This window comes from Halarchaeum rubridurum (genome assembly GCF_014647115.1).
GTDB lineage: Archaea > Halobacteriota > Halobacteria > Halobacteriales > Halobacteriaceae > Halarchaeum > Halarchaeum rubridurum.
The window spans coordinates 91669-116512 of record NZ_BMOO01000004.1 but is presented as its reverse complement, the minus strand read 5'-3'; the positions used below and the strand labels follow the sequence as shown (position 1 = coordinate 116512).

Annotated in this window: 29 protein-coding genes and 1 tRNA gene; 14 read left to right on the top strand and 16 right to left on the bottom strand. The window is 71.3% G+C overall.

What is annotated here, in order from left to right:
• Positions 1 to 162: 162 nt before the first annotated feature.
• The 8 genes from mbhE to IEX84_RS09395 all read left to right on the top strand — a co-directional run bounded on the left by mbhE (position 163) and on the right by IEX84_RS09395 (position 6387).
• Positions 163 to 2529, top strand: a complete 2367-nt coding sequence (gene mbhE, locus IEX84_RS09430) for a hydrogen gas-evolving membrane-bound hydrogenase subunit E (protein ID WP_188872230.1) — start codon at positions 163 to 165, stop codon at positions 2527 to 2529.
• On the top strand, positions 2526 to 3005 hold the full coding sequence (locus IEX84_RS09425) for an MnhB domain-containing protein (RefSeq protein ID WP_188872228.1): 480 nt from the start codon (positions 2526 to 2528) through the stop codon (positions 3003 to 3005). Before mbhE ends, IEX84_RS09425 begins: the two co-directional genes overlap by 4 nt.
• Positions 3002 to 3340: a sodium:proton antiporter gene (locus IEX84_RS09420; RefSeq protein ID WP_188872226.1), complete on the top strand. Its 339-nt coding sequence runs from the start codon at positions 3002 to 3004 to the stop codon at positions 3338 to 3340. Before IEX84_RS09425 ends, IEX84_RS09420 begins: the two co-directional genes overlap by 4 nt.
• Positions 3337 to 4899, top strand: coding sequence for a complex I subunit 5 family protein (locus IEX84_RS09415; protein ID WP_188872224.1), 1563 nt, complete (start codon positions 3337 to 3339; stop codon positions 4897 to 4899). Before IEX84_RS09420 ends, IEX84_RS09415 begins: the two co-directional genes overlap by 4 nt.
• Complete coding sequence (locus IEX84_RS09410; RefSeq protein WP_229732349.1) at positions 4896 to 5570, top strand: Na+/H+ antiporter subunit E; 675 nt, start codon at positions 4896 to 4898, stop codon at positions 5568 to 5570. The genes IEX84_RS09415 and IEX84_RS09410 overlap by 4 nt, the downstream gene beginning before the upstream one ends.
• A complete protein-coding gene (locus tag IEX84_RS09405; RefSeq protein WP_188872222.1) occupies positions 5567 to 5851 on the top strand; it encodes a monovalent cation/H+ antiporter complex subunit F in 285 nt (94 codons plus the stop codon). The genes IEX84_RS09410 and IEX84_RS09405 overlap by 4 nt, the downstream gene beginning before the upstream one ends.
• Positions 5848 to 6240 carry a monovalent cation/H(+) antiporter subunit G gene (gene mnhG, locus IEX84_RS09400; RefSeq protein ID WP_188872220.1) on the top strand — a complete coding sequence of 131 codons (393 nt, stop codon included), beginning with the start codon at positions 5848 to 5850 and terminating at the stop codon, positions 6238 to 6240. Before IEX84_RS09405 ends, mnhG begins: the two co-directional genes overlap by 4 nt.
• Positions 6241 to 6302: 62 nt before the next feature.
• Positions 6303 to 6387 (top strand) — tRNA-Ser (locus tag IEX84_RS09395).
• A gap of 97 nt (positions 6388 to 6484) precedes the next feature.
• Here the strand turns inward: IEX84_RS09395 and IEX84_RS09390 are convergent.
• From IEX84_RS09390 to IEX84_RS09380, 3 genes are all read right to left on the bottom strand, one after another.
• Positions 6485 to 6850, bottom strand: coding sequence for a DUF7522 family protein (locus tag IEX84_RS09390; RefSeq protein ID WP_188872218.1), 366 nt, complete (start codon positions 6848 to 6850; stop codon positions 6485 to 6487).
• Between the two features lie 154 nt (positions 6851 to 7004).
• Positions 7005 to 8537, bottom strand: coding sequence for a 2-isopropylmalate synthase (locus IEX84_RS09385; protein WP_188872216.1), 1533 nt, complete (start codon positions 8535 to 8537; stop codon positions 7005 to 7007).
• Positions 8538 to 8793: 256 nt separating this feature from the next.
• Entirely contained in the window at positions 8794 to 9138 is a 345-nt protein-coding gene (locus IEX84_RS09380) for a DUF192 domain-containing protein (protein WP_188872570.1), read from the bottom strand.
• An 81-nt stretch (positions 9139 to 9219) separates the two neighbouring features.
• Between IEX84_RS09380 and IEX84_RS09375 the strand changes: the two genes are divergently transcribed.
• From IEX84_RS09375 to IEX84_RS09360, 4 genes are all read left to right on the top strand, one after another.
• Positions 9220 to 9837, top strand: a complete 618-nt coding sequence (locus IEX84_RS09375; protein WP_188872214.1) for a DUF7097 family protein — start codon at positions 9220 to 9222, stop codon at positions 9835 to 9837.
• 232 nt (positions 9838 to 10069) lie between these two features.
• Positions 10070 to 10885, top strand: coding sequence for a hypothetical protein (locus IEX84_RS09370; protein WP_188872212.1), 816 nt, complete (start codon positions 10070 to 10072; stop codon positions 10883 to 10885).
• Positions 10886 to 10960: 75 nt separating this feature from the next.
• Complete coding sequence (locus IEX84_RS09365) at positions 10961 to 11512, top strand: GMP synthase subunit A (RefSeq protein WP_188872210.1); 552 nt, start codon at positions 10961 to 10963, stop codon at positions 11510 to 11512.
• A gap of 6 nt (positions 11513 to 11518) precedes the next feature.
• Positions 11519 to 13450 carry a DUF2070 family protein gene (locus tag IEX84_RS09360; protein WP_188872208.1) on the top strand — a complete coding sequence of 644 codons (1932 nt, stop codon included), beginning with the start codon at positions 11519 to 11521 and terminating at the stop codon, positions 13448 to 13450.
• 280 nt (positions 13451 to 13730) lie between these two features.
• On the opposite strand, the gene IEX84_RS09355 is transcribed toward IEX84_RS09360, so the two are convergent.
• The 8 genes from IEX84_RS09355 to pth2 all read right to left on the bottom strand — a co-directional run bounded on the left by IEX84_RS09355 (position 13731) and on the right by pth2 (position 17919).
• Entirely contained in the window at positions 13731 to 13973 is a 243-nt protein-coding gene (locus IEX84_RS09355; RefSeq protein ID WP_188872205.1) for a DUF3194 domain-containing protein, read from the bottom strand.
• A gap of 4 nt (positions 13974 to 13977) precedes the next feature.
• Positions 13978 to 14358 carry a prefoldin subunit beta gene (locus IEX84_RS09350; protein ID WP_188872203.1) on the bottom strand — a complete coding sequence of 127 codons (381 nt, stop codon included), beginning with the start codon at positions 14356 to 14358 and terminating at the stop codon, positions 13978 to 13980.
• Positions 14359 to 14552: 194 nt separating this feature from the next.
• On the bottom strand, positions 14553 to 14825 hold the full coding sequence (locus IEX84_RS09345; protein ID WP_188872201.1) for a KEOPS complex subunit Pcc1: 273 nt from the start codon (positions 14823 to 14825) through the stop codon (positions 14553 to 14555).
• 22 nt (positions 14826 to 14847) lie between these two features.
• Positions 14848 to 14982, bottom strand: a complete 135-nt coding sequence (locus IEX84_RS09340; protein ID WP_123074201.1) for a DNA-directed RNA polymerase subunit P — start codon at positions 14980 to 14982, stop codon at positions 14848 to 14850.
• A gap of 6 nt (positions 14983 to 14988) precedes the next feature.
• Complete coding sequence (locus IEX84_RS09335) at positions 14989 to 15276, bottom strand: 50S ribosomal protein L37ae (protein ID WP_188872199.1); 288 nt, start codon at positions 15274 to 15276, stop codon at positions 14989 to 14991.
• A gap of 139 nt (positions 15277 to 15415) precedes the next feature.
• Entirely contained in the window at positions 15416 to 16138 is a 723-nt protein-coding gene (locus IEX84_RS09330; RefSeq protein ID WP_188872197.1) for a DUF2103 domain-containing protein, read from the bottom strand.
• A gap of 42 nt (positions 16139 to 16180) precedes the next feature.
• The gene (truD, locus tag IEX84_RS09325; protein WP_188872195.1) at positions 16181 to 17581 is read right to left on the bottom strand and encodes a tRNA pseudouridine(13) synthase TruD; all 1401 of its coding nucleotides are present in this window, start codon (positions 17579 to 17581) and stop codon (positions 16181 to 16183) included.
• On the bottom strand, positions 17581 to 17919 hold the full coding sequence (gene pth2, locus IEX84_RS09320; RefSeq protein ID WP_188872193.1) for a peptidyl-tRNA hydrolase Pth2: 339 nt from the start codon (positions 17917 to 17919) through the stop codon (positions 17581 to 17583). The genes truD and pth2 overlap by 1 nt, the downstream gene beginning before the upstream one ends.
• 100 nt (positions 17920 to 18019) lie before the next feature.
• Between pth2 and dcd the strand changes: the two genes are divergently transcribed.
• The gene (gene dcd / locus IEX84_RS09315) at positions 18020 to 18628 is read left to right on the top strand and encodes a dCTP deaminase (RefSeq protein ID WP_188872191.1); all 609 of its coding nucleotides are present in this window, start codon (positions 18020 to 18022) and stop codon (positions 18626 to 18628) included.
• A complete protein-coding gene (locus IEX84_RS09310; protein ID WP_188872189.1) occupies positions 18629 to 19534 on the top strand; it encodes a thiamine-phosphate synthase family protein in 906 nt (301 codons plus the stop codon). It abuts the gene before it with no gap.
• A gap of 13 nt (positions 19535 to 19547) precedes the next feature.
• Here IEX84_RS09310 and IEX84_RS09305 read toward each other — a convergent pair whose 3' ends face one another.
• The 5 genes from IEX84_RS09305 to IEX84_RS09285 form a co-directional block, all read right to left on the bottom strand.
• The gene (locus IEX84_RS09305; protein ID WP_188872188.1) at positions 19548 to 20369 is read right to left on the bottom strand and encodes a DUF7551 domain-containing protein; all 822 of its coding nucleotides are present in this window, start codon (positions 20367 to 20369) and stop codon (positions 19548 to 19550) included.
• A gap of 78 nt (positions 20370 to 20447) precedes the next feature.
• The gene (locus tag IEX84_RS09300; RefSeq protein ID WP_188872186.1) at positions 20448 to 21209 is read right to left on the bottom strand and encodes a 4-phosphopantoate--beta-alanine ligase; all 762 of its coding nucleotides are present in this window, start codon (positions 21207 to 21209) and stop codon (positions 20448 to 20450) included.
• Positions 21210 to 21330: 121 nt separating this feature from the next.
• Complete coding sequence (locus IEX84_RS09295; RefSeq protein WP_188872184.1) at positions 21331 to 22164, bottom strand: pantoate kinase; 834 nt, start codon at positions 22162 to 22164, stop codon at positions 21331 to 21333.
• A gap of 565 nt (positions 22165 to 22729) precedes the next feature.
• Positions 22730 to 24031 carry an aspartate--tRNA(Asn) ligase gene (gene aspS, locus IEX84_RS09290; protein WP_188872183.1) on the bottom strand — a complete coding sequence of 434 codons (1302 nt, stop codon included), beginning with the start codon at positions 24029 to 24031 and terminating at the stop codon, positions 22730 to 22732.
• Between the two features lie 76 nt (positions 24032 to 24107).
• The gene (locus tag IEX84_RS09285; protein ID WP_188872181.1) at positions 24108 to 24818 is read right to left on the bottom strand and encodes a phosphoglycerol geranylgeranyltransferase; all 711 of its coding nucleotides are present in this window, start codon (positions 24816 to 24818) and stop codon (positions 24108 to 24110) included.
• Positions 24819 to 24844: the final 26 nt, after the last annotated feature.

Genomic DNA, 24844 nt, shown 5'->3' with positions numbered 1-24844 from the left:
AGGATGGTGAGGGTGGTGGTGGTTCCGAGGGCGACGCCGACGAGTGTCGCCGGAGCGCCGCGCACCAGTATCGAGGCCGCGTACCTACTTCTGTATTCTGGCGGTTCCCCAACACGACGAATCGTGGCCACCTTTATACTCGGACTCCCCTACGACTCGAACGTGCAACCGACACCCGACCTGTGGGTCCTCCTCGCCCTGGTGGGGCTGCCGTTCGCCGCCGCGGCGGCCACGCCACTCGTGGCGCGGGCCCTCGGGAACCGGACTGCGTACTACGCGGCCGCGGTCGCCGCGGTCTGCTTCGGGTTGGTCGTCACGCTCGCCGGGACGCACGGCGGCGCGGCCGTCTCGTGGGTCGGCCCGCTCTCCGTCTCCCTCGGCTTCTACGTCGACGGCCTCGCCACGCTCGTCGGCGCGCTCGCCAGCGGCGTCGGCGTCCTCGTCTTCCTGTACTCCGCGGGGTACATGCGCGGCGAGCCCGGCCAGCCGAAGTATTACGCGACGATGCTCGCGTTCATGGGATCGATGCTCGGCGTCGTCTACGCCGGCGACCTCGTCGTCCTCTTTTGCTTCTGGGAGCTGACGAGCGTCGCCTCCTTCCTCCTCGTCGGTCACTACTCGGACCGCCGCGACTCGCGCTACGCCGCGCGGAAGGCCATGCTCGTCACCGTCGGCGGCGGCCTCTTCATGCTCGTCGGCTTCGTGCTCCTGGCGAGCACCGTCGGCACCTACTCGTTGGCCGCGATGCTCGCCGAGCCCGCCGCGACCCGCGCCGCCGTCGAGCGGGCGGGCTTACTCCTCCCGATACTCTCGCTCGTCGGCATCGGTGCAGCCACCAAATCCGCACAGGTTCCCTTCCACGTCTGGCTCCCGGACGCGATGGCCGCCCCGACGCCCGTCTCGGCCTTCCTCCACTCCGCGACGATGGTGAAGGCCGGCGTCTTCCTCCTCGGGCGCGTCCGCCCGATTCTCGTCGGCGACCACTGGACCGAGATTTTCGTCGCGCTCGGCCTCTGCACGATGCTCGTCGCCGCGATCCTCGCCGTCTGCGCGAGCGAACTGAAGGAGCTCCTCGCGTACTCGACGGTGAGCCACCTCGGGCTCATCGTCGCCGGTTTCGGCTTCACGGGCGCGCTCGGCTCCGAGACCGCGGTCTTCCACATCCTCAACCACGCCGCGTTCAAGGCCGCGCTCTTCCTCGTCGCCGGCATCGTCGCCCACGAAGCGGGGACGCGGGCGTTCGACGACCTCGGCGGCCTCCGCCACGACCTCCCGATAACCGCGGCCGTCGCCGTCGTCGCCGCGCTCGGGATGGGCGGCGTCCCGCCGTTCAACGGCTTCTACTCGAAGGAGCTCCTCTTCGAGGCGAGCTACGAGTTCGCCCACCACGCCGGCGGGCTCGCGTGGCTCGCGCCCGTCGTCGCCGTCGTCGGCAGCGTCTTCACGCTCGCCTACTCGCTTCGCTTCCTCGCCGTCTTCTTCGGCGAGCGCCCCGACACGCTCGGCCACGTCCACCGCGCGCCGTGGTCGATGACCGGCCCGCCGGTCGCCCTCGCCGCCATCGCGGGCGTCATCGGCCTCGGCGGAATCACGGCCGCGCTCGGCGCGCCCCTCGCACCCGTCGAGTCCTTCGTCGGCTGGGTCGTCGGCGCGACGCTCGGCCCCGAGGCCGCCGGCCACGCCGCGAGCTTCCACTACTACCTCCCGACGTACGTCTCGCCCGCCGTCGTCATGAGCGCGCTCGCCATCGCCGGCGGCATCGTCTGCTACCTCCGGTGGCGCACCGTCCGGTGGGCGACCCGCGGCCTCCTCGGCGCGCTCCCGGTCCTGCGCGCCGACGGCTGGTACGACGGCTTCGTCTACGGCGCGAACCACGCGAGTACGCGCGTCCAGCGCGCTCTCTGGACCGGCCATCTGCGGACGTACGCCGCGTGGACGTTCGTCGGCGCGGTCGCGCTCGCCGGCTTCGGCTACCTCGCCACCGGCATCGCCGTCCCGACCGCCGGCCCGACGCTCGGCGCGGGGCTCACGATAATCCTCGCCGTCGCGGCCGTGGCCGCCGTGGCCGCCGTCCGTGCGCCCTCGCACGTCGCGGGCGTCATGGCGCTCTCCGTCGTCGGCTTCGCCGTCACCGTCTTCTTCGTCCTCGCCAGCGCGCCCGACGTCGCGCTCACGCAGGTCGTCGTCGAGACCGTGACGTTCGTCGTCTTCCTCGTCATCCTCGACAAACTCCCGAGCTACTACGGGCGCATCGAGCGCTCCCGGGCGGCCCGCGACGCCGTCATCTCCGTGCTCGTCGGCGGCCTCGTCACCGTCACGACGCTCGTCGCCACCGACGCGAGCCCCGACGCCATCGCCACCTACTTCGTGGAGAATACGGTCGAGCAGGCCGGCGGTCACAACATCGTGAACGTCATCCTCGTCGACTTCCGCGGCCTCGACACGCTCGGCGAGATCAGCGTCGTCGCCATGGCCGCCGTGACGGTGCTCACCCTCATCGTCATGCGCGAGCGGGGTGAGACGCCATGACGACGGTCATCCTGCGCACGATCACGCGCCTCGTCCTCCCGCTCGGGTTCGTCGTCTCCTTCGCGTTCTTCCTGCAGGGGCACAACCTCCCGGGCGGCGGCTTCATCGCCGGCGTGCTCACCGCCTCCGTCGTCGCGCTCGCCTACCTCGCGTACGGCCTCGACGTCGTCGAGGAGGACGTCTTCGGCCGCGAGGTCGAGACCGCGGTCGAGCACGTCCAGCACGGCGTCGTTCGGGACTACCAGACGCTCTACGCGGCCGGGCTCGCCGTCGCCGTCGCCGGCGGTCTCGCCGCGATGCTCTACGGCTACCTCACGGACACGACCATCCCCTTCATGACACAGACGTTCCGCTACGCGACCGTCCCGCTCTTCGGACACATCGAGCTCGCCTCCGCCGTCGTCTTCGACCTCGGGGTCTACGCCGTCGTCGTCGGCGCGCTCCTCACGATCATCTCGGTGGTGGGCGCGGAATGAGCGACGCCGAAGTCGTCCTCGCGCTCGCCCTCGGCGTGCTGTTCACCGCGGGGACGTTCCTCGTCCTCCGCCGCGACCTCGTGCGCGTCGTCTTCGGCGTGCTCGTGCTCTCGCAGGCGACGAACGTCTACCTCGTCACGATGGGCGGCATCGGCGGCGTCGCGCCCATCCTCGGCCACGGCGGGACGATCACCGACCCGCTCGTGCAGGCGCTCGTGCTCACCGCCGTCGTCATCGGCTTCGCCACGACCGCGCTCCTGCTCGTCCTCGTCTACCGGACGTACCAGGAGCACGGCTCCATCGACCTCGACGACATCCAGGGGGCGGTCCGATGACGACGAACCTCGTCATCGCGCCCGTGCTCGTGGCGCTCGTCACCGCGATTACCTGCATCCTCGTGCGCTTCGCGCCGCGCGTCCAGCGCACGTGTAGCCTCGTCGGCGTCGTCGCGTACAGCGCCACGACCTTCGCGCTCCTCGCGCGGGTCTGGCCCGCGAACACCCTCGCGTATCAGGTCGGGAACTGGCGCGCGCCCTACGGCATCACGCTCGTCGCCGACCCGCTCTCGGGCTTCATGCTCACCATGACGGCCGTCGTCGCGCCGCTCACGCTCGTCTACAGCGTCCGACACCTCAAGGCGCCCGGCCAGCGCGTCTCCTACCACACGCTCTTTCACTTCCTCCTCGTCGGCTCGACGGGCGCGTTCCTCACCGGCGACCTCTTCAACCTCTTCGTCTGGTTCGAGGTGACCCTCATGGCCTCCTACGGCCTCGTCGCCTTCTACAGCGGCCGCGACGGCACGCTCGCCGCGACGCGCTACGTCGTGCTCAACCTCGTCGGCTCCAGCCTGATGCTCCTCGCCGTCGGCGGCCTCTACGGCGTCACGGGCACGCTCAACATGGCCGACATGGCGCGCTGGCTCGCCGCCGCCTCCCCCGCGGAGGCGACGCCCGTCCTCGGTCTCTCGCTCCTGTTGCTCGCCGTCTTCGGGCTGAAGGCCGGCCTCGTCCCCTTCCAGTGGTGGGTGCCCTCGGCGTACGCCGCCGCGCCCGCCCCCGCCGCCGCGATGCTCGCCGGCGTCGCCAAGAAGGTCGGCGTCTACGCGGTCATCCGCGTCGGCTTCGTCGTCTTCGCCGCCGCCGACCCCACCTTCACCCTCGGCGGCCTCGCCGGCGACCTCCTCGCGGCCTACGGGCCCGTCCTCTTCGCGCTCGCCGGCGCGTCCATCCTCGTCGGCGGCCTCGCCGCGCTCGACCGCCCGACGTTCGAGGAGACGCTCGCGTACTCCAGCATCGGGCAGGTGGGCTTCATCGTCCTCCCGCTCGCCGTCGCGGCCGCCGTCCCCGACCTCCGAACGGTCGGCGTCGCCGCCGCGCTCGTCTACGCGCTCAACCACGCGCTCGCCAAGCCCCTGCTCTTCCTCGTCGGCGGCCTCGTCGAGGACGCCGCGGGCACGACCGAACTCGACGTCCTCGGGGGACTCGCCGGCCGCTCGCCGACGCTCGCCGGGGCGTTCCTCGTCGGCGGGCTCTCCCTCGTCGGCATCCCGCCGCTCGCCGGCTTCTTCGGCAAACTCCTCGTCTTCCGCGCGGCCGCGCTCGGCGACGCGACCGTCGCGCTCGCCGTCGCCGTCGCCGGTGCCGTGCTCACCATCGCGTACGTCTCGCGGACGTGGAACCGCGCCTTCTGGGGCGAGCGCACCGACGTCGTCGCGTCGATGGGCGCGCTCGACCCCGTCCGGCTCGCCGTCGTCGTCGCTCTCGCCGGCTGCATCGTCGCCGTCGGCGTCGGTTTCGGGCCCGTCTACGGCTTCGCCGAGGCCGCCGGTCACGTCGCCACCGGACCGGGCCGCGACGCCTATGTCCGCGCGGTGCTCGGGGGTGGTGTCGCGTGAAATCCATCCCGCGCTGGGTGACCGCCGGCGTCGGCTTCGCCGTCGTCTGGATATTCGTCGCCGAAGCGCCCGGGACGCTCCGGGGAATCGCCGCCGGCTTCGTCGCCGGCCTCGTCCTCTCGCTCCCCGTCACGTACACCTTCCGCACGCTCTTCCCGGGTCGCAGCGACCTCGGCCGGACGCCGACGCTCGTCCGCGGTGTCGTCGTCTACGTCCTCGACTTCGGATACGAGCTCCTCACCGCGAACGTCGACGTCGCAAAGCGCGTGCTCTCCCCGTCGCCGCGCCTCGACCCCGGCGTCGTCGTCGTCCCGCTGCGCGTCGAGAGCAACGCCGCGATTACGACTATCGCTAACTCCATCACGCTCACGCCCGGCACCCTCACCATGGACTACGACGCGGAGGCGAACGCCCTCTCCGTCCACGCCGTCGACACCGCGGACGTCGAGGGCCTCGTCGCCCCGATACGCCGCTGGGAGCGCTACGCCATCGACATCTTCGGCGAGGACGTCGACTCCGAGCGCGCGCCCCGCGAGGCCGCCCTCGAAGGCGCGTGGGAGCCGCCGGCGGACACAGACGCCGACGCGGCGGCCGACACCGAGGACGCGCCGGCCGACGCCGCCGACGGCGCGAATGCCGACGCCGACCAGACGGGGGTGGACGAGCGATGAACGCCCCCGAACTCTACCACCTCGTCCTCGTCGCCTGCGGCGCGATCGCCGCGCTCTGCGCGCTCGCCTGCACGTACCGCGTCGTCGTCGGCCCGACCGTCCCCGACCGGGCGGTCGCGCTCGACACCATCTCGACGTGCGTCGTCGGCATCGTCGTCGTCCACGCCCTGGAGGCCGACCGGTCGTTCTTCGTCCTCGTCGCCGTGATGCTCGCCATCGTCGGCTTCGTGACGACGGTCGTCGCCGCGAAGTACCTCACCGAGGGGGCGATCATCGAATGAGCCTCGCGCTCTCCCTCGGCACGGCCGTCGCCGTCGCCGCGACCGAGGGCGCGGGCGAGGCCGGGCACGCCGCGGCCGGCCCCTCGGCGCTCCGGCTCGCCGTCGTCGCCGCGCTCGTCGTCGTCGGGACGTTCTTCCTCTGCGTCGGCACCATCGGCCTGCTGCGCTTCCCGGACGTCTACAACCGGATGCACGCCACCTCGAAGGCGACGACGCTCGGCGCGGCCTCGATGTTCCTCGCCGGCTTCGTCCGCTTTGGTCCCTTCGGCGCCGGGCTCACCTCCCTCGTCGGCATCGTCTTCCTCTTCGTCACCGCGCCCACGGGCGCGCACCTCATCTCGCGGGCCGCCCGCAAACTCGACGTCGAGATGTACGGCGAGGAGGAGTAGCCCGCGCCGCCGTGGGCGCGAATCGAAACGGCTAAAGTCGGAAGGCGACTACGCCGAAGTAAGCCGAGGTAGCCTAGCCTGGCCAAGGCGGTTGCCTCGAAAGCAACTGTCCACACGGACTCGTGAGTTCAAATCTCACCCTCGGCGCTCCACTCCTTCCGTCGCTACCCCGATAGCGCCCCGTTACTCCGTTCGTGCGGCCCGTTCGCGCCTCCGTTCGTCTATCCGTTTTTACTCCCGCAGTTCAGTTCGTCCCGTCGAGCACTTCCCGGACCGCCGTCGCCACCTCCTCGAAGCGCGCCGTCGAGAGCGGGTCGGTCGTGACGAAGACGCCCTCGTCGTCCGTGACGACGCGCGTCAACGCGCCGTCCGCGTGGCTGTGTATCGTGTACTCGTAGCCGCCGAGCTCGGAGTTCGCGCCCGTCTCTCGGCGCTCGAACCCGCGGCGCTCGTTCTCCACGAACGACGCCAAATCCGCCGACGCCTCCAGGTCCTCGCGCAAGTAGAGCTGTTCGTAGCCGTCGGCGGTGAAGTGGACGATGCTCCGGAGCGAATCCCCGATGGCGCTTCGACACGCGCGCGTCAGCTCCTCCCGTACCGTATCGTTCATGGTCTGTATGTGCTACGAACTCCCACACCTAAACGTATGGGGTAGGACACGGGGACGGCGCGGCGGCGACGCTCGGCGTTCCACTCCAACGTGGTCGCTCCCGAGGGCCGCTCCCGCTTGCGTCCCTCCAGTCCTCGCTACCCTCGGACTGGATTCAGTCGTCAGCGGGCACGGTATCCCCCTCTTCGGCGTCGGCCTCGGGGAGGAGGCGGTCGAGGGCGTCGAGGACGGCCGTGACGCTGGCGACCGTGATGTCGGCGTCGCTCGCGGAGACCGACACCGACCGGTCACCGCGCGAGACTTCGACGTCCACGGTGACGACGGCGTCCGTCCCGCCCGTTATCGCGTCGACGTGGTACGATTCGAGGTGGAAGGAGAACTCGGAGCCGAGCGCCTGCCGGACCGCGCTCATCGCGGCGTCGACGGGCCCGCTCCCCGTGCCCGCGGCGCTGCGCTCGTCGTCGTCGACGCGCAGGCGGACGCTCGCGGAGGGGGTCCCCTGCCCGCTCGCCGCGGTCAAATCGAGGAGTTCGACGCGGCGCTCGCGCGAGCGTCCGCGGACGTCCTCCGCGATGGTGAGGAGGTCCGCGTCCGTGACGCGCCGGCCCTTCTCGCCGAGGGTCTTCACGCGCTCGACGACCGCCGCGAGGGCGTCGTCGTCCAGTTCGACGTCGTGTTCGGCGAGCGCCGCGCGGACGCCCGCCCGCCCGGCGTGCTTCCCGAGGACGAGACGGCGCTCCCTCCCCACCGCCTCCGGCGGGTAGGGTTCGTACATCCGCTCGTCCTTCAGCGTCCCGTCCGTGTGGATGCCGGACTCGTGGGCGAAGGCGTTCTCGCCCGAGACGGCCTTGTTCGGCGGGAGGCGGACGCCCGTCGCCTCCGAGACGGCCGTGGCGAGGTCGTAGAGCGCCTCGGTCTCCATCGGTTCGACGCCATAGCAGTGCCAGAGCGCGATGGCGACCTCCTCCAGGGCGACGTTGCCCGCGCGCTCGCCGATGCCGTTGATCGTGCCGTGGACGAGGTCCGCACCGGCGGCGAGGCCCGCGAACGCGTTCGTCACCGCGAGCCCGAGGTCGTCGTGCGTGTGGACGCCCACGGGGCCGTGGTCGGCGAGGCGCGCCACCCCCTCGTAGACCGCCTCGGGCGAGGCGTGGCCGACGGTGTCGGCGAAGCAAAAGCGGTCCGCGCCCGCCTCGAAGGCCGCCTCGGCCTGCGCTTCGAGGTAGTCGTAGTCGGCGCGCGAGCCGTCCTCGCCGATGACCTCGACCCAGAGGCCCTGCTCTTTCGCGTAGGCGACGAGTTCGCCGGTCTTCTCGACGACGTCCTCGCGGCTCGACCCGACTTTCCCCTCGATGTGCCGGTCGCTCGCCGGCACGACGATGTGGACGCCGTCGACGTCGCAGTCGAGCGCGAGGTCGACGTCGCGCTCGACGCCGCGGCAGAAGCTCGTGATTCGGGCGTCGAGGCCGAGGCTCGTCACGCGCCGGATGGTCTCGCGCTCGGCGGCGCTCGTGCAGGCGCTCCCGGCCTCGATGGCGGCGACGCCGGCGTCGTCGAGGCGGCGGGCGATGTCCGCCTTCTGGTCCGGGCTGAGCGACACCCCCGGGGCCTGTTCGCCGTCGCGGAGGGTCGTGTCGAGGAACTGTACGTCGCCGTCGCTGAGGGTGGTGTTCGAGAAGAAGTCCATCGAGAACTCGCTGTCGGTTGGTGTGGTTTCGTTACCGTCGGATTTCACGGCCAGCCGCCTTGCGGCGACTTCCTCTATCCTCCGACGTCGTCGTGTCTGACGTCATCGTACTCGCACCGAGGACGCCGACGCACATAAAGTGGTCGGAACCGTCGGGAACGACCGTGATAGTGGGGCCGTCGCGTCGGGGTTGCGTGTCGAGGTCGTGCCGGGGTCGCGTCGGGGTCGCGGTACGGCGGTCCGCGCCCGACCGCGCTCACTCGACGCGCACCGTCTCGCCCACGCCGACGTCGCTCGCCGCGCCCGCCGGGAGCTCGATCAGCCGGTCCGCGTCCGCGGCCCCGAGGCCGGTCCACGCCGACAGCGTCTCGACCGCCTGGACCTCGTCGTCGGCGAGCCAGAGGACGTCGATGGGGAACGGGACGAACACCATGTGGACGTCGCGGCGCTTTCGCTCGTCGAACTCGAAGACGAGGGCGTAGTCGTCCGGGACGGACGCTCGGAACATCAGCCCGCGGGCCCGCGCGAGGAACGAGTCGGCGACGTCGACGTCGCTCGCCAGCGTCGCCGTGTCGCCGTCGCGTTCGTGGATGACGCGCACGTCCATCGCGAGGGCCGCGACGCGTTTGGCTCTTCGGGGCGCGCGGAAGCGTTTTGGCGCTCCCGGCGCGAGGTGGAGCCGATGAAGAAGACCCCGACCGGGACCGCCGTGGGCGTCGACGACCCCTACGCGCACGCCGGGGTCTGCGACCACGTCATGGGCGACGGCACGTGTCGCTACGCCTTCGAGCACCCCGAGCACGACCGCGCGTTCGCGGCGGAGCGCGCGAGCGAGGACTACCGCTGCCCCGCCGCCGCGGGCGACTGCGAGTGGCGCGACTGCCCGCACTACCGCTCGACCAGCGACGCCCGCGAGTGCGCCCGCTGCGGCCTCGAAGAGCGCCGCGACGCCCACACCGACGCCCGGCCGCTCCTCGAAGAGCATCATCTGGCGTACGCGGACGAGCGAAGCGAGTCCGCGGAACACGTGAGCGGGGAGGGACGACCCGCGAGCGAGCGCGACGGGCCGGCCGGCGACGCGGACGACGGCGTGAGTCACGAGATCACGGTCACGCTCTGTCGGTGGTGTCACGCCGCGGTCCACGACTCGTGGGCGCGGATCGACGACGACGCCTCGCCGAGCGCCGAGGCGCTCGCGGAAGCGGAGGGGCGTCGGAGCGCCGAACTCGACGAACTCGGGTTCGAGACGGCGGCCACGCGGGCCGAGCGGAGCGAGGACCGCGAGAAGAGCGAGCGGTAACACCGTGAGCCACGCGGGCCGACCGGAGCGAGGACCGCGAGAAGGAGAACGGGGAACGGAGTGACTCGTGAGTCACGCGGGCCGAGCGGAGCGGGACACGTGAGCGTGGAGGGTCGACCCGCGAGCAGCGCCCGCGACGCCGCGCTCGAAGTCCGACCGTCGCCGACGAGACGTGGTAGGCGGACGACACGAACGACGTATTGATGCGTGTTCGTCCCCGACCTGCATCGAGATGGACGAGCGACGGGCGCGGATCGAACACGGCGTGGATGCGCTCTATCGACGGGCGGTACGGGTTCCGCTCCCGGACGCCGAGGCCGAGCGGGCACACTACGAGAACATGATGCGGGTCGCGGACGGCCGCGAGCGGCAGGCCGCGTTGCTCGCCGACCCGGACGTCCCGTTGTCGGTCGCGCTCGACTACCTCGTCGAGGAGATGCGAAACGGCTTCGAGCACCGGCTGTGCCGACTCGTCGGCGACGGGTACGACGACGTCGCGGACGCCTACGTGGAGGGCGAGCGCGACGACTGGGTCGGCGAACTCGCCGTCTACTACCGCGAGTGTCTCCTGCGTATCGAGGAGCACACCGCGCTCGACGACCAGGTCTGCGTGCTCGTTCTCCTGCGCTACCCCGACTCGTTCACGGCGAACTTCTGTTTCCTCGAGGGCGGACTCCCGGACGGCGGTGTCCGCTTCGAGTCGCCGATGCACGCCGGCGTCGACTACGACGACGACTACGGCGAGCGTTACTACGCGGAGAGCCGTTACGCCCAGCGGGAGGCCGCCGCGTACGTCCGCGAAGGCGGGGCCGTCGTCCGCGAGCAGTTCCCGGACCCGGACGAGACACCGCGCGAGGACCGCGCGTACGGTGGTTTCGTCTACATGACGGGCCGGCGCGACGACGTGTTCGCGGACCTGCTCGAACCGCTCACGCCGGACCCCGGGCGCTTCGACGCGCCGCCGACCTCGCCCGGAATCGTCCCGGAGGGCCCGGAGGCGAGACGCGTCCGCGACGAGTACCTCACGGACGCGGACGTCGTCGCCTAACGACCGTCCGACGCCCGTCGCGCGTTCCGACGCGACTGCGAGGACTTTTTACGCCGACGAACGCTACCCCCAGTTATGACGCGCATCGCCGTCGTGGACAACCACGGCCAGTTCACGCACCTGGAACACCGCGCGCTCCGCGACCTCGGCGTCGACACCGAACTCGTCGACAACGACACCGCGCCGAGCGACCTCGCCGCGTACGACGGCCTCGTCCTCTCGGGCGGCCCGAGCATGGACCGCACCGGACGCTGCGACGAGTACCTCGACCTCGACGTGCCGATCCTCGGCATCTGTCTGGGGATGCAGTTCATCGCCACCGAGTACGGCGGCGACGTCGGCGGTGGCGAGTACGGCGGCTACGCGGACGTCACCGTCGAGATCACGGACGACGAGGACCCGATCGTCGGCTCGCTCGCCCCCGAGACGCGCGTGTGGGCGAGCCACGCCGACGAAGTCAAAGCCGTCCCGGACGGCTTCGCTCGCACCGCGACGAGCGACGTCTGCGACATCGAGGCCATGAGCGACCCCGAGCGCGAACGCTACGGCGTCCAGTGGCACCCGGAGGTCGCGCACACCGAAGCCGGCGACGTCGTCTTCGAGAACTTCCTCGCGCGCTGCGAATAGGTCGCCATGACCGAGACGCAGGGCGACCTCGCGGCGCTCTCGCGGTTCATCTTCCGCGCGCCGAACTGGTACGCCAGTCTCACCTTCGCTCTCCTCGTCGCCGCGCTGGCCGGCGTCGGCGCGTTCACCTCCTCGTACCCCCTGGAGGACGCCTGGCAGGGCGTCTTCTTCATCGGCGTCCCGACCGTCGTCGCCAGCCTCCTCACCACGCCCGTCGACGGCTGGCTCGACGGCCAACTCACGTACAATCGCTCGTCGCTCCTCGCGCTCTGCTGTGAGCTCATCGTCGTCGCGCTGCTCGCCGTCGCCAGCGTCATCGCCGTCCTCACGCGCCTCGGGCAGAATTTCGTCTTCGACGTCCTCATCGCCGCGCTCGCGCTCGTCTTCGCCCTGCGCCTGCTCGTCGTCCTCGCCGTCTCGCGCAACAGCCTCCTGCTCGCCGCGATTCCCGCGAGCATCCAGACCGTCACCGCGGGCGTCCTCCTCTTCGTCTACAGCGGGACGATGCGCTACCTCACCGTCGACGTCCCGCTGCTCAACGCCTACCTCTCGCGCCCCCAGAGCGCCCCCTCGCGTCTCCTCCTCGTCACGCCGAACGACCTCCTTCTCCTCGTCGGCATGAGCGTCCTCTACGCGCTCGTCGCCTACGGCTTCGTGCGCACCATGGACCGCCCGTGGCGTCAGAGCCTCGGCGTCTCCGGCCTCGACTTCTTACGGGGATTCATCGGCCACATCGCCGAGGGAACCCGCGAACTCGAGGACTTCTTCGAGCAGATCGGCGAGGACGCCATCGTCCCCGTCACCGTCCTCTCCTTTCGCCGCCCCGGCGGCGCGAAGCGCCAGCGAAGCGACGCCGAACGAGCGAGCGGCGACAGCCGCGAGCCCGGCGAGGAGAAGGCCCGCTTCGTCCTCCCGATGATACATCCCGGGCCGATGGGCGAAATCGGTGGCGGCAACCTCCCCCAGCGCGTCGCCGAGACCGCGACCGGCCTCGCCTTCCCGCCGCACGCCACCGCCGGCCACGACTTCAACCTCGTCACCGAGCGCGAGGTCGACACGCTCGTCGACGCCGCCGAACGCGCCGCCGCGAACGTCGAGTACGACCGCGAGGCGACCCCCGGCGTCCGCACCGCGCACGGCGACGCCAGCCTCCTCGGCCAGGGGTTCGGCGACGACGGCGCGTTCCTCGTCGCCACCTTCGCGCCCGAGTTCGCCGACGACGTCGAGTACGCTGTCGGCCTCGCCGCCGCCGCCGAAGCGCGCCGCGCCGGCCTCGACGACGTCCTCCTCGCCGACGCCCACAACTCCAACAACGGCCTCCAGGGCGACGACCTCGGCCACGTCGTCCCCGGCTCTCCCCGCTCCTTCCACCTCATCGAGGGGGCGGGCGACCTCGGCGCACGCCTCGCCGACGCCGAACGCGGCCCGCTCTCCCTCGGCGTCGCCTGGGACCGCACCGTCTGGACGCCACAGGAGGGCATCGGCCCGCTCGGCGTCCGCGTCGCCGTCACCGACGTCGGGGGACAGAGAGCGTGTTACGTCCTCGTCGACGGCAACAACATGGAACCCGGCCTCCGCGGCGACCTCGTCGACGCGCTCGTCGACGCCCACGGCTTCGCCCCGGACGCCGTCGAAATCATGACGACCGACACCCACATCGTCAACACCGTCAAATCCGAGAACCAGGTCGGCGACGTCATCGACCAGCGCGAACTCGCCGCGCTCGTCCGCGACCTCGCCGGCGACGCCGTCGACGACCTCGAACCCGTCGAGGCCGGCGTCGCCACCGAACACGCCGAGGTCACCGTCTTCGGCAACGACCGCACCGAGACGCTCGCCAGTCACGCGAACGCCGTCATCGCCCTCGGGAGCGTCCTCGGCGCCGTCGTCGTCGCCGCCACCGTCCTCGTCAGCGCGCTCATCTTCTTCCTGACGTAGGGCCGCTTTCGCGACGGGGGCGACGATGCCGCCCCTCGCACTACGACTCCGTCGACGCCCCCGCGAACACGGAGCGCTCGGGACGGACCCCCACTCGCGACGGTCCGCGCCGCCCGCGCCTTCTTCCCGGAGGACGGCGCCATCGCTCCTCGTGTAACACGAGCGACGCGCGGCGGCCAGCGAAATCCCGGCCCGACCGCCGCGCGAGTACGCGGGTCGGTGTTCGCCACTCGGCGCTCCTCGTCTCACGACGACCGCAGAAACCGCGAGCGCTCGCGGCCTACTCCTCGGCCGCGAACAGGTCGTCCACTGCCTCGCGCCCGACGCGCGCCGCCTCGTCCGCGAGCTCGTCCTCGTCGACGTCGGCCGCCGGCGCGTTCACGTAGACGTCCATCGTGAGCACGCCGTCCTCGAACGTCACCGCGACGTCGAGGTCGCGAACGTCCGATTGCTTCACCCGCGAGAAGAGGTAGCCTTCCGCGGCTTCCGCGGCGGTCTGGACGACCGTCTCGTCGTCGACCATCGCCTTACGCGCCGCCGGGCCCGCCGCCCATCATGCCGCCCGCACCGCCGAGCATGTTCTGCAGCTCCTCCTGGAGCTCCTCGAACTGGTCCTCGACGCGCGTCTCCTGCTTCTCCAGGGACTGCACGCGAATTTCGAGGTTGTCGACCTTCTCTTCGAGGTCCTCGGCGGCCTCGTCGTAGTCGGTCTGGACGAGGAGCTCGCCGACCTCGCGGTACATGACGGTGTCCTCGTCGATCTCGTCGAGCTCGTCGAGCGCCGTCTCGGCCTCGCTGAGCTGCGTCTCGGCCTGCTGCTTCTGGGCCGCGACCGTCTGGGCCTTCTCCTGAAGGTCCTGCAGCTCTTCGAGCTTCTCCTGCGCCTCGGGCGGAAGGTTGCCCTGCATGCCCGGAACGTGCACGCCCGGAGGTAAAAACCCCCGCTTTGCCGGACGCCGTCGCTGGCGCTCGTCGGTCGTGAAAAGCCGGTCGAGAGGGGGGAGGGGGGATTCGGACGGGCCGGGGCCCGAAGAACGAGCGCCCGGCACGCCCGTCGAACCGGCACCCGAAGGGACACGCCCCATCCAGAAGTATCTACGACCTATTTGCTTAGGTCCGCGTGGGTGCGTCCGGCATCGTGTCCTCGCTCCGCCACGGCGACGAGCGTCGTCCACGTGTTCGCTCCGGCGCGCAGCGCCGTCAGGTCCGCCGCCGTCACCGTGACGCGCACCGCCTCGCCGTCGCGCTCGACGCTCGCCCGCGTCCGCCCGCCCTCGATTTCGCCGGCTTCGACGCGGACCGCGGCGGCGACAGCCGTGGCTACGGACTCGGACTCGTAGGAGAAGGTGAGTGACGTCCGGTGGGTCGCGCGCACGTCTCTCGGACTCGACGGCGCGTTACTGGACGTCGACTTCCTTGACGTCGCGGCTGCGCTCCTTCAGCAGGACGCGGTGCCCACAGTAGGGACAGCGGACGCCACCGTAGGCGTCCAGTTCGACGTCGCGCTTACAGCGGGAGCACTTGTACGACATCGACCGTTACGCCTCGGACTCCTCCTCGGCGAGCGCGGTGCGGATCGAGCGCGCGACGGACTCGCCGCCGGGCGTCGACGGCCGGTACGCGCCGCCCGCGAACTTGTAGCCGCACTTCCCGCACTGCCAGATGCCCGTCCCCTTGCGGTCGACGGCGTCGGAGCCGCAGTCCGGACAGGTGTGGTCGTCGTTCGTGTCGCCCTCGATTTCGCTGACGCGGCGTCGTGCGACGCGACCGTAGCGCGCGCCAAAGCGTCCCGCGCTACCGGTGCTGTTGGAGCCCTTGCTGGCCATGATATCGACCACTAGCCCCAGCGCGCACATAAGCCCTACGAGTCGACGGCCGCGCCACTCGCGGACCCGCTCGTCCTCGTGTCCCGTTCTCCCCTCTCACTCGCCTGCTCGCCCCCGGACGTTCCGTTCGGCCCCGTCTCTACCCCGTGAGCTCCGCGTCCTCCAGCGCCTCGTTGAGGTCGTCGCGGACGCGCTCGCCCATCTCGCGGTCCATCGCCGTCGTGACGACGCGGTTCTCCTGCACGCTGGAGCCGTCGCGGATCAACAACCGGACGTTCCCGTTGCCGTCCGCCCGCGTCACCTTCGCCCGGACGCCGCCGCGCGCGCCCGACCCGCTCGCGTCGATGGGCCCCGGAATCACCTTCTTCACGTGCGGGTGCGCCGCCACCTCCCGAATCGCGCGCTGGCCGACCCGCCCGCCGATTAGCGTGCTGTGCGTCCCGCCGACCTTCTCCGACGGCGGCTTCTCCACGACGTCGAGTTCGCGCTCCCCGCGGCGCTCGACGACGGCCGCCACGGGGTCGTCCGCGGGCACGCGATAGACGTCGTAGTGGAGGTCCGCGCGCACCGCCTGCACGACGTCACGGTCGCCCGCGACGTACACCTCCTCGGGGCGCTTTCGTCGCACCTCGTCCGCGATTCGCCCCGCGAAGTTCCGGACGCGCCTGCCCTCGAGGTCCGCGTCGTCCTCCGGCGTCGTCGTGATGTCCGTCCGACCCACCACCTCGTCCTCGTCGAGGAACGTGAGGGTCGCGTGGTCGGACTCGGCGTGGACGACCACGGCGTCGGCGTTGCGGGTCTCGCACACCAGGCAGTAGTCACCCGGCTTTTCGAGCGGCGTCCCGCAACGCGAACACTCCATGCCGGCGAGAAGGCGGGCGTGACGTAAAACCGCCCTGCTTCCTCAGAGGTCGAGCGGCCCGCTCTTGAGGTACTCGCGCAGGAGGACGGTCGCGTAGCTCCCCTTCGGGAGCGCGAACTCGAAGGTGAGCGGGTCGCGCGAGACGGCGAGGTCGGTGGTGAGGAGTATCGCGCGTCGCGTCCCCGTCGACCCGAACGACCCCGGGAGGTCGAAGTCGTCGCGCTCGACTCCGACGTCCGCGCAGACCGCGCGCTCGATCTCGCCGGGTTCGCCCTCGCCGAACTCGGTGTCGGTGCCGACGAGCGGCGCGGTAACGAACGCCCGCCCGCGTTCGAGGTGTCGGTTCACGACCTCGACGCGGCCCTCGGTGACGCGCTGGGTGCGGTCGATGTCGGGGAGGACCGGTTCGCCGTCCGTGTCCGCGAAACAGACGACGTCGCCCGCGACCGCCCGGTCGAACGGCAACCCGCGTTCGAGGCGCTCCGAGCAGATTCGGTTGAAGACGTACGACTGCGCGGCGTGTACGAAGAGGCGCTGGAGGTTCGACGGGAAGGTTTCGAGGGCCTCCCGGTAGTCCTCTTCACTACCCCCGCCGTTCTCCGCGAGCGTGTTCAGCACCGCGCGCTCGTAGCGCAGGCGTCGCGGGAAGCGCTCGATGGCCGCGCTCCAGTCGCGCGTCTCCTCGACGAACGTTCGGGCCTCGCGGGTCTCCGGGGGCTCGTCCGGCGAGGGGTTCCCGACGTACGCCATCACCGCACCCTCCCAGTCGCCGCGCAGGACCGCGAGGCCGACCTCGTGGGTGACGGGCCGATAGCTCCCGAAGCGCTGCTGGCCGAAGACGTTCGGGACGCCGACGCTCGTCGCGCCACCTGTCGCGTCGCCCGTGCCGTCGTCCGCCTCGCCGCCCACATCGCTCGCCCCACGCGCCCCGCTCCCGCCGTCCCCGTCCGCGCCGCCGAACGCCGTGAGCTCGCGCGTCACGTCGTCCACCGGGTCCGGGTCGGCGTCGCGGACGACGATGGTGAACGCGTTCCCGCGGAGGTCGCCGAAGCGTATCGGCCGGCCCGCGCGCCCGACCGGCTCGATGGCCGCGTTCCCGATCTCGGGGAGGTCCGCGGCGTCGACGCCGCGCACGCTGAACAGCTGGGTCGTGACGGCGTTGCGGTCCTTCGTCCCCGCCCACGAGACGCGCTCGCGGCTGATACCGAGCTTGTTCGAGAGGTCGCGCGCGAACCCGTTCGTGTCCCAGTTCGTCAGCGTCGCGCGGAAGACGAGGTGCGGGTAGTCGCCCGTGTCGGCGTCCACGGGCTCGGTGTCGAACGCCTCGAGTTCGCGCACGCGGAAGTCCGCGGCGGACTCGCGCAGCGACCCCCCCGTCCCCGGCGCGTCGCTCACGTAGTGGTCGATGCCGACGGCTCGCTCGATATCGTGGGCGTCGCGCATCAGTAGAGCGAGAGGTCGCCCGTAACGGCGTCCACCTCGTTGTCCCGCGCGGGTCCGACCCCGCACGTCGTCGCCGTCCCGGGGTCGAGTTGGGTGCGTCCCGCGTCCCGGACGATCGACGTCGGAAGCCCGCGCCGACGCGCGTTCTCCGCGACCTCCAGGAGCTCCGACTCGGAGCCGACCTTCACGACGATCTTCGGCTGCCCCGCGTCCTTCCACGCCTTCACGCTCTCGGGGTCGGCGTTCTCCGCGGCGTTCATGGCGGCGTGTGAGACCTGCGCGGCGAGCTTCCCCCGCCCCATCCCGAGGTCCGTCCGGGCGGCGATGACCTGCTTCATACCGGAAGGAGCGACCAGGGCGGCATAGGCGTGGCGACCCGCGGCCTGAGAGCGGACGGAGAGAGAGTCGCTTAACACGCCCGGGCGTCTCCCCGTGCGTATGATCCTCTCCGACGCCGACCTCCTCGACCGCATGGAGGCCGGGGACCTCGTCGTCGAACCCCTCGACGACCCCGAACTTCAGATACAGCCCGCGAGCATCGACGTCCGGCTCGGCAAGCGCTTCCTCGAGTTCCAGCACGCCAACATCCCCTGCATCCACCCGACGGACCAGACGGAAGTCGAGGAGTACGTGAGCGAGACGTACGTCGAGTCCGACGAGGAGTTCATCCTCCACCCGGGCGACTTCGTCCTCGGCACGACCAAAGAGCGCGTCGAAGTCCCCCCGGACCTCGTCGCGCAGGTCGAGGGGCGCTCCTCGCTCGGCCGGCTCGCCGTCGTGGTGCACGCGACGGCCGGCTTCATCGACCCGGGATTCCACGGGAAGGTCACGCTCGAACTCTCGAACCTCGGCGAGACCCCGGTCGCGCTCACACCCGACATGCGGATCAGCCAGCTCGTCTTCACGGAACTCTCCTCGCCCGCCGAGCGGCCGTACGGCGCCGAGCGCGGCTCGAAGTACCAGGACCAGGACGGCCCGCAGGCCTCGCGCATCCAGGGCGACGCGGAGTTCGGCGGCGACCAGTCCGGGGGCGGAGGGGACGCGTAGATGCGCTTCTTGGAGGAGGTCGTCGTCGACGAGTTTTTGCCCACCTACCGCTCGCTGCTCGCGGCGGCGCTGCGGGAGCGCGGGCTCACCCAGCAGGCGGTCGCCGACCTGCTCGGCGTGAGTCAGAGCGCGGTCTCGAAGTACGCGAAGGGGGAGGTCGGGACGCGCGCGGAGATAGAGACGGACGAGCGCGTCACCGCGCACGTCGCGGAGGTGGCGGACGGGCTCGCGGACGGCACGCTCTCGCGCGTCGGCGCACTCGCGGAGGCGGAAGCGCTCGTGCGCGACCTCGAGGCGCCGGGCGACGTCCTCGCGGACATCCACACCGAGCAGATGCCCGAACTCGCCGGGGTGGACGTCGACTTCCGCGGGACGGGCGAGGGGGCGCTCCGCGAGCGCGAACACGTCCTCGCGGACCTCCGCCGCGGCGTCAAACTCCTGGAGCGGACGTCCGGGTTCGCCACGCTCATCCCCGCGGTCGGTTCGAACCTCGTCGAGTGTCTCCCCGACGCGGAGACCCCGGAGGACGTCGCGGGCGTCCCCGGGCGGATATTCGACGTGATGGGACGGACGACGGTCCCCGCGGACCCCGAGTTCGGCGTCTCCGCACACGTCGCGACCGTGCTCCTCGCGGCCCGCGACGCTGGAAGCGACGCGCGCGCCGCGATCAACGTCGCCTACTCGGCGGACCTCATCGACGCGCTCGCCGACGCGGGCTACGAGCCCGTGGAGTTCCCCGCGGAGTCCGAGTCCGCCGACGTCCGCACCGTGGTCCGCGACGCGCTCGTCGACGCGCCAGAGGCGCGCGCGCTCTACCAGACCGGCGGCTACGGCGTCGAACCGATCGTCTACGTGCTCGGCGACGACGCGCCGAGCGTCGCCGCGGCCGTCCGCGCGTTCTGCTGAGTGCGGACGTCCGCTACGAGGTGCCGACGCGCAGGAGGCCCTGCGGTCGGTGGCACGCCCGGTCGACGACCGTGACGCGAAAGCCCGGTTCGTCGTCGTCCGTCGGCTCGAAGCGGACGTCCGCGCCGGGGCGGCGTCGGAGCAACTCGACCGCCAGGGGGAGCGTGAGCACCCGCCGGCCGCGCCCGAGCGCGTAGCCGTCGAGGGCGACCGTCGGGGAGTCGCCCGGCCCGTCGACGCGGTAAGCGTCGAGCAGGCCGGCGGCCGCGACGCTGTCGAGGCTGTCCGTGAGCGCGTCGTCCGGTGCGGCGACGGGGTCGAGTCGGCCCGCCGCGCGGTTCAACACCACCTCCTGCTCGTGGACGGTCAGCGCCTCGTCGAGTACCGCGCCCATGCTCCGCAGGAGGAGCAGACAGAGGTCGTCGGGGTCGTCGACGGTCTCCGCGGCGTCGAGGTAGGCGTCCATCACGGCGCGCTCGGCGTCGCGGAAGCCGCCCCCGGAGAGCGTCTCGAAGACCGCCGCGGCGACCTCGTGGCAGAACTCGCTCCGGTCGGTCGGCGTGTGGACGCCCCCGACGTCTGTCGCCGCCTCCCGCGGGAGCTGTCGGACGATGACGTCCCGGTGGGGGAGGTGCGGGTCGTACTGGCGTAACTCCGCCCGGTAGGCGTCCACGAGGTCCGCGGCCCGCGTCGCGGTCTCCCGGTCCGGGAAGCGCCGGTCGCCCGAGGGAATCGGCCGCTCGCCCGTCCGAGCGCACGCGAGGTAGTAGGGGCCGTCGTCGCACGCGTACCCCTCCAGACGCTCGCGAATCTCGTCGAGCGTCCGCCCGACCATCTACACCACCACCCGCGTCGGCTGTCGCGCCATACCTTTAGGCTAGCCTAAAACGTAATGGGTGTTGTGGTCCCGGCGTCACTCGTCCTCCGCGACCGCCCCCTCCCGGAGACGACGCTCCGCGTCGTCGAGCGCCGCCGCCGGGTCGAACGCCTCGACGATTTCGGCGAGCTCCGCGTCGGAGGCCCCCGCGAGGTCGCGCGCGTGGCGCGTCACGTTCGGGAGCGCGCGCAGGATGTTGTCCACGATGGGCACCGCCGCCACGCGCGCGCTCCGCGAGAGCGGGTTCAGGTCGATAACTATCTCCGTCTTCCCCATCTCGCCCAGCGCCTCCGCGCGGTCGCCGTCCTCCAGCGGGACGAGCACGACGTCGGCGTCGTAGATGCCGTCCGCGTCGACCTTCGCGCGCTCGTGCGACAGCCCGGGGATGCGCGCGTCCGCCGTCAACCCCTTCACCTCCTCGGCGCCGTGCTCGCGGAGGTGCTCGGCGATGGCGCGCACGCGCTCCTCCGTCCGCCCGAAGAGGTTCACCTCGATGTCCGCCCCCGTCGCTTCGGCCAACTCGACGACCTCCTCGGGCACCAGCGCCGCGACGTTCCCGTTCACGCTGATCACGGGGTGTGCCGCGAGCAGGAAGTGCGCCGCCGCCGCGCGCGCCGCCCGGTCCGCGCTCGGGGTCGTCTCCTCGCCCAGCAGGTAATCGAAGGCCTCCCCGCGACCCTCCGCTATCAATCCCTGCGTGCTCGTGATTCCCTTCTCCACGCCCGCCTCGATACGGTGGCGCGTCAGCAACGACTGATAGCGCGGGTGGTCCGCCGGCACGTCGACCTCGTCGCTCATACCCCAGATTCGACCGCGTACCGTCAAAAACGCCGCGCCTCCCCGTCGTCCGTACTCGCACTCGCCCGTCCCGCTCGCCCCGCCCACTCCGCTTGCACTCGTCCACTCCGCTCGTTCCGCGCTACTCGCCCGTGAGGCTCGCGCCCGCGTCGTGCACGCGCGTCGCCGTCGCGTCGTACCCCGCGTCGCTCAGCCCGTGTCCGAGCGCGAACACCGTGTGCCCGAGCATCGCCATCGACGCCTCGCCGCCCGCGTCGACGACGTCCGCGACGACGTCCTCGACCTCCGGCGTGAGGAGGTCGGCCTCCTCCGCGAACCGCCGCGACTCTTGGACGAACCCCGCTATCGTCGGCCGCTCGCGCAGCGCCGAGAGCGCCCGCACGCCCGCCGACGACAGCCGCGCCGTCGACCCCGCGAGCACGTCCGCCGTCGAGAGCTCGCCCAGCGAGACGTACTCGATACGGCCCGTGGCCGGTACGCCGTCGAGCTGCCCGTGGGGCGGCGCGCCCGGGTCGAGGCGAATCGGGACGCCGCCGCGCGCCTGCGCGACCACGTCGCCGAGCCCCGTCCCCGCCGTCACCTCCGCCTCGTGGGCGAGCCGGACGAGTTCGTTCTCCGAGTAGCGGCCCTCGAACGCGCCGTTCGCCGCCAGCGCCGCGCCGAGCGCCATCCCGCCCGAGACGCCGAATCCCGCGCCCACGGGGAGGTCCGTCGACGCCGACACCGCCGCCGTCGCGTCGAGCGCGTCCAAGACGTGCTCGACCGCCGGGACGTCGGCCTCGCGGCCGTTCAGCGTCACCCGCCGCTCGTCCGCCGGCGCGACCCGGACTCGAACGCCGTCCGCGAGCGTCACGCCCGCCCCCCGCGACCCCGTCTTCGTCGGCGTCCCGGCCCGGTGGACGGAGAAGAACCCCGTGACGTGCCCGGGGACGAACGCCGCGGCCTCGTCGGTCATCGTCCCGTGGTCCGTGCGGCCCCCGGTTAAGGCTTGCAGTTCGTCGCGGCCACCCTGCCGACACCGGCCCGAGTGGATATGTCTGCTCCCGAGCCAAAACCGTCATCCGGGCGGTCGGCGTACGTCCTCACGCCCACGGCTGGAGGCGTCGATTGTCGAATCTCCCGCGCGGGAGACAGTTCGATAACCGAAGAATCCGGCCACTCCCTTGAGGGGGGAGCCATCGGCCACCGGGGGAACGCGACGGACCACGCCGGTCCGTTGCGTCCACACCCCGCGCGGTCGCTCCCCTCCGGTCTGGGACCGCACGCACGGCTCGACGTCCTCGAAACACGACCCCCCGCGAGCGACCGCCACGGCCGCGCCGTCGCGCGCCGTCGAGCGGCCCGACGGAGCGGCCCCGTCTTACGGCGAGAAGTCGTTGCTGGTCACGCGAGAACAGCGAGAGGCTCGCTCCGCTCGTTCGACGTGCTCCGGCTCGTCGGACCGCGTCCGGCCCTACGGGCTGAGACGCTGCCGGTCGCGTCGACGCGTCAGCGTCTTTCCGGCTCGTCAGCGTTCTCGCCTATGGCGAGAGCCGCTGCCGATCCCGCGGGAAGAGGACGGCCTCCCGAATGTTCTCCAGCCCGAGCATCGTCATGACGAGGCGCTCGACGCCGTACGCCCACCCCGCGTGGGGCGGCATCCCGTACTTGAACATCTTCGTGTAGTAGTCGAACTGCTCCGGGTCGAGGCCCTGCTGCTCGAAGCCCTCGACGAGCGCCCCGTAGCGGTGTTCGCGCTGGCCGCCGGAGACGAGCTCCATGCGCGGGTGCATCAGGTCGAAGCCCTTCGAGGTCGTCGGGTCGTCCTCGTAATCCTGGATGTAGAAGGGCTTGATCTCGCTCGGCCAGTCCGTGATGAAGTAGTGCCCGCCGACGTCGTCGCCGAGCGCGCGCTCGGCCTCGGTGGAGAGGTCGTCACCGTAGACGAGCTGCTCGTCGAGTTCGCCCGTCGCGTTGATGCGCTCGATGGCCTCCTCGTAGGTGAGACGCGGGAAGTCGCCGTCCGGCGTCCCGAAGTCGTCGTAGCCGAGCAGGTCGAGCTCCGCCTCGCAGTTCTCCTCGACGGCCTCGTAGGCCGCCTTCAGGGTGCCCTCGCAGACGTCCATCGCCTCCTCGTGGTCGATGAACGCGGACTCGAAGTCGATCATCGTCGCCTCGTTCAGGTGGCGGGGCGTGTTGTGCTCCTCCGCGCGGAAGATCGGGCCGACCTCGAAGACGCGTTCGAGCCCGGAGCCGACCATCAGCTGCTTGAACAGCTGCGGGCTCTGGTTCATGAACGCCTCCTCGCCGAAGTACGTTATTGGGAAGAGCTCCGTGCCGCCCTCGGTACCCGTGGCGACGATCTTCGGCGTGTTGATCTCCGTGCTGCCGATGCTGCGGAAGTAGTCCCGAACGGCGCGCAGGACCTCGGCGCGAATCTCGAATATCGCCTGTACCTCCTTCTTGCGGAGGTCGAGCGTCCGGTTGTCGAGGCGCGTCGAGAGGTCGGCGTCGACCTTCCCGGAGGGGTCGAGGGGGAGTTCCGCGTCCGCCTCGTTCAGCACGTCGAGGGACTCGGGGAGCATCTCGACGCCCGTCGGGGCGCGCTCCTCCTCCTCGACGCCGCCCGTCACGCTGATGACGGATTCGCGGTGGACGCCGAGGCCCGTCTCCACGAGCTCCTCGTCCATCTCGTCCTTCTCGAACTTCACCTGAATCTTCCCGGACTTGTCCCGGAGGATGAGGAAGGCGATACCGCCGAGGTCGCGGACCTCGTGGACCCACCCGGCGACCGTCACGTGGTCGCCCGGTTCGGCGTCTGCCGTGTACGTTCTCTCGTCCATACGCGCCCATATCGGCGTGGCGCGCTTAAATGCCGCCCTTCGCGTCGGCCGGGGTGGTCGGGTCGGGTCGCGGGTCTCAGCGCGCGGCCTTTCCGTCGCGTGCGCCCTCGACCGTCTCGCGGACCGCCTCGCACCCCTCGTCGTGCAGCAGGTCGCCGACGACGACGACGTCCGAGCGCTCGCCCATCAGGTAGGCGTCGTCGTAGTCGTGGACGCCGCCGCCGTAGAACAGCGTCGCCTCCTCCAGGGCGTCGTGGGCCGCCGCGACCTTCTCCGGGTCGCCGAGCATCCCCGAGTACTCGACGTAGACGACGTCCTGCCCGAGCATCCGCTCCGCGACCTCCGCGTACGCCGCGACGTCGTCCGCGTCCTGCTCGCAGTCCGCGTCCGTGAGTTCGGCGACGGAGGCCTCCGGGTTCAGGACGATGTACGCCTCGGTCGCGGTGCGCGCCCAGTCGACGTCGTCGATGCGGACCCACTCCTTGTGCGCGCCCGTGACCCACGCGACGTCGCCCGCGTTCATGACGACCGGGACGAGATACCCGTCGAGGGCCTCGTCGTCGACGACGACCGCGGGGTTCGACGGCTCCTGGTAGAGGGGAACGTCGTGCGTCCGGCAGGCGTCGATGACGCGCTCCATCTTGTCGCTCGTCACGTCGAGGGTGCCGCCGATCTCGATGGCGTCCGTCCCGGTCTCGCAGACGTCGTCGAAGGTCTCACCATCGACGAGGTCCTTGTCCGGGTCGACCTTGAGGACGTGGTCCCAGTCGGCCCACGGGGTGTGCATGCTCGGAGTGTCACTCCGGGCCAGCA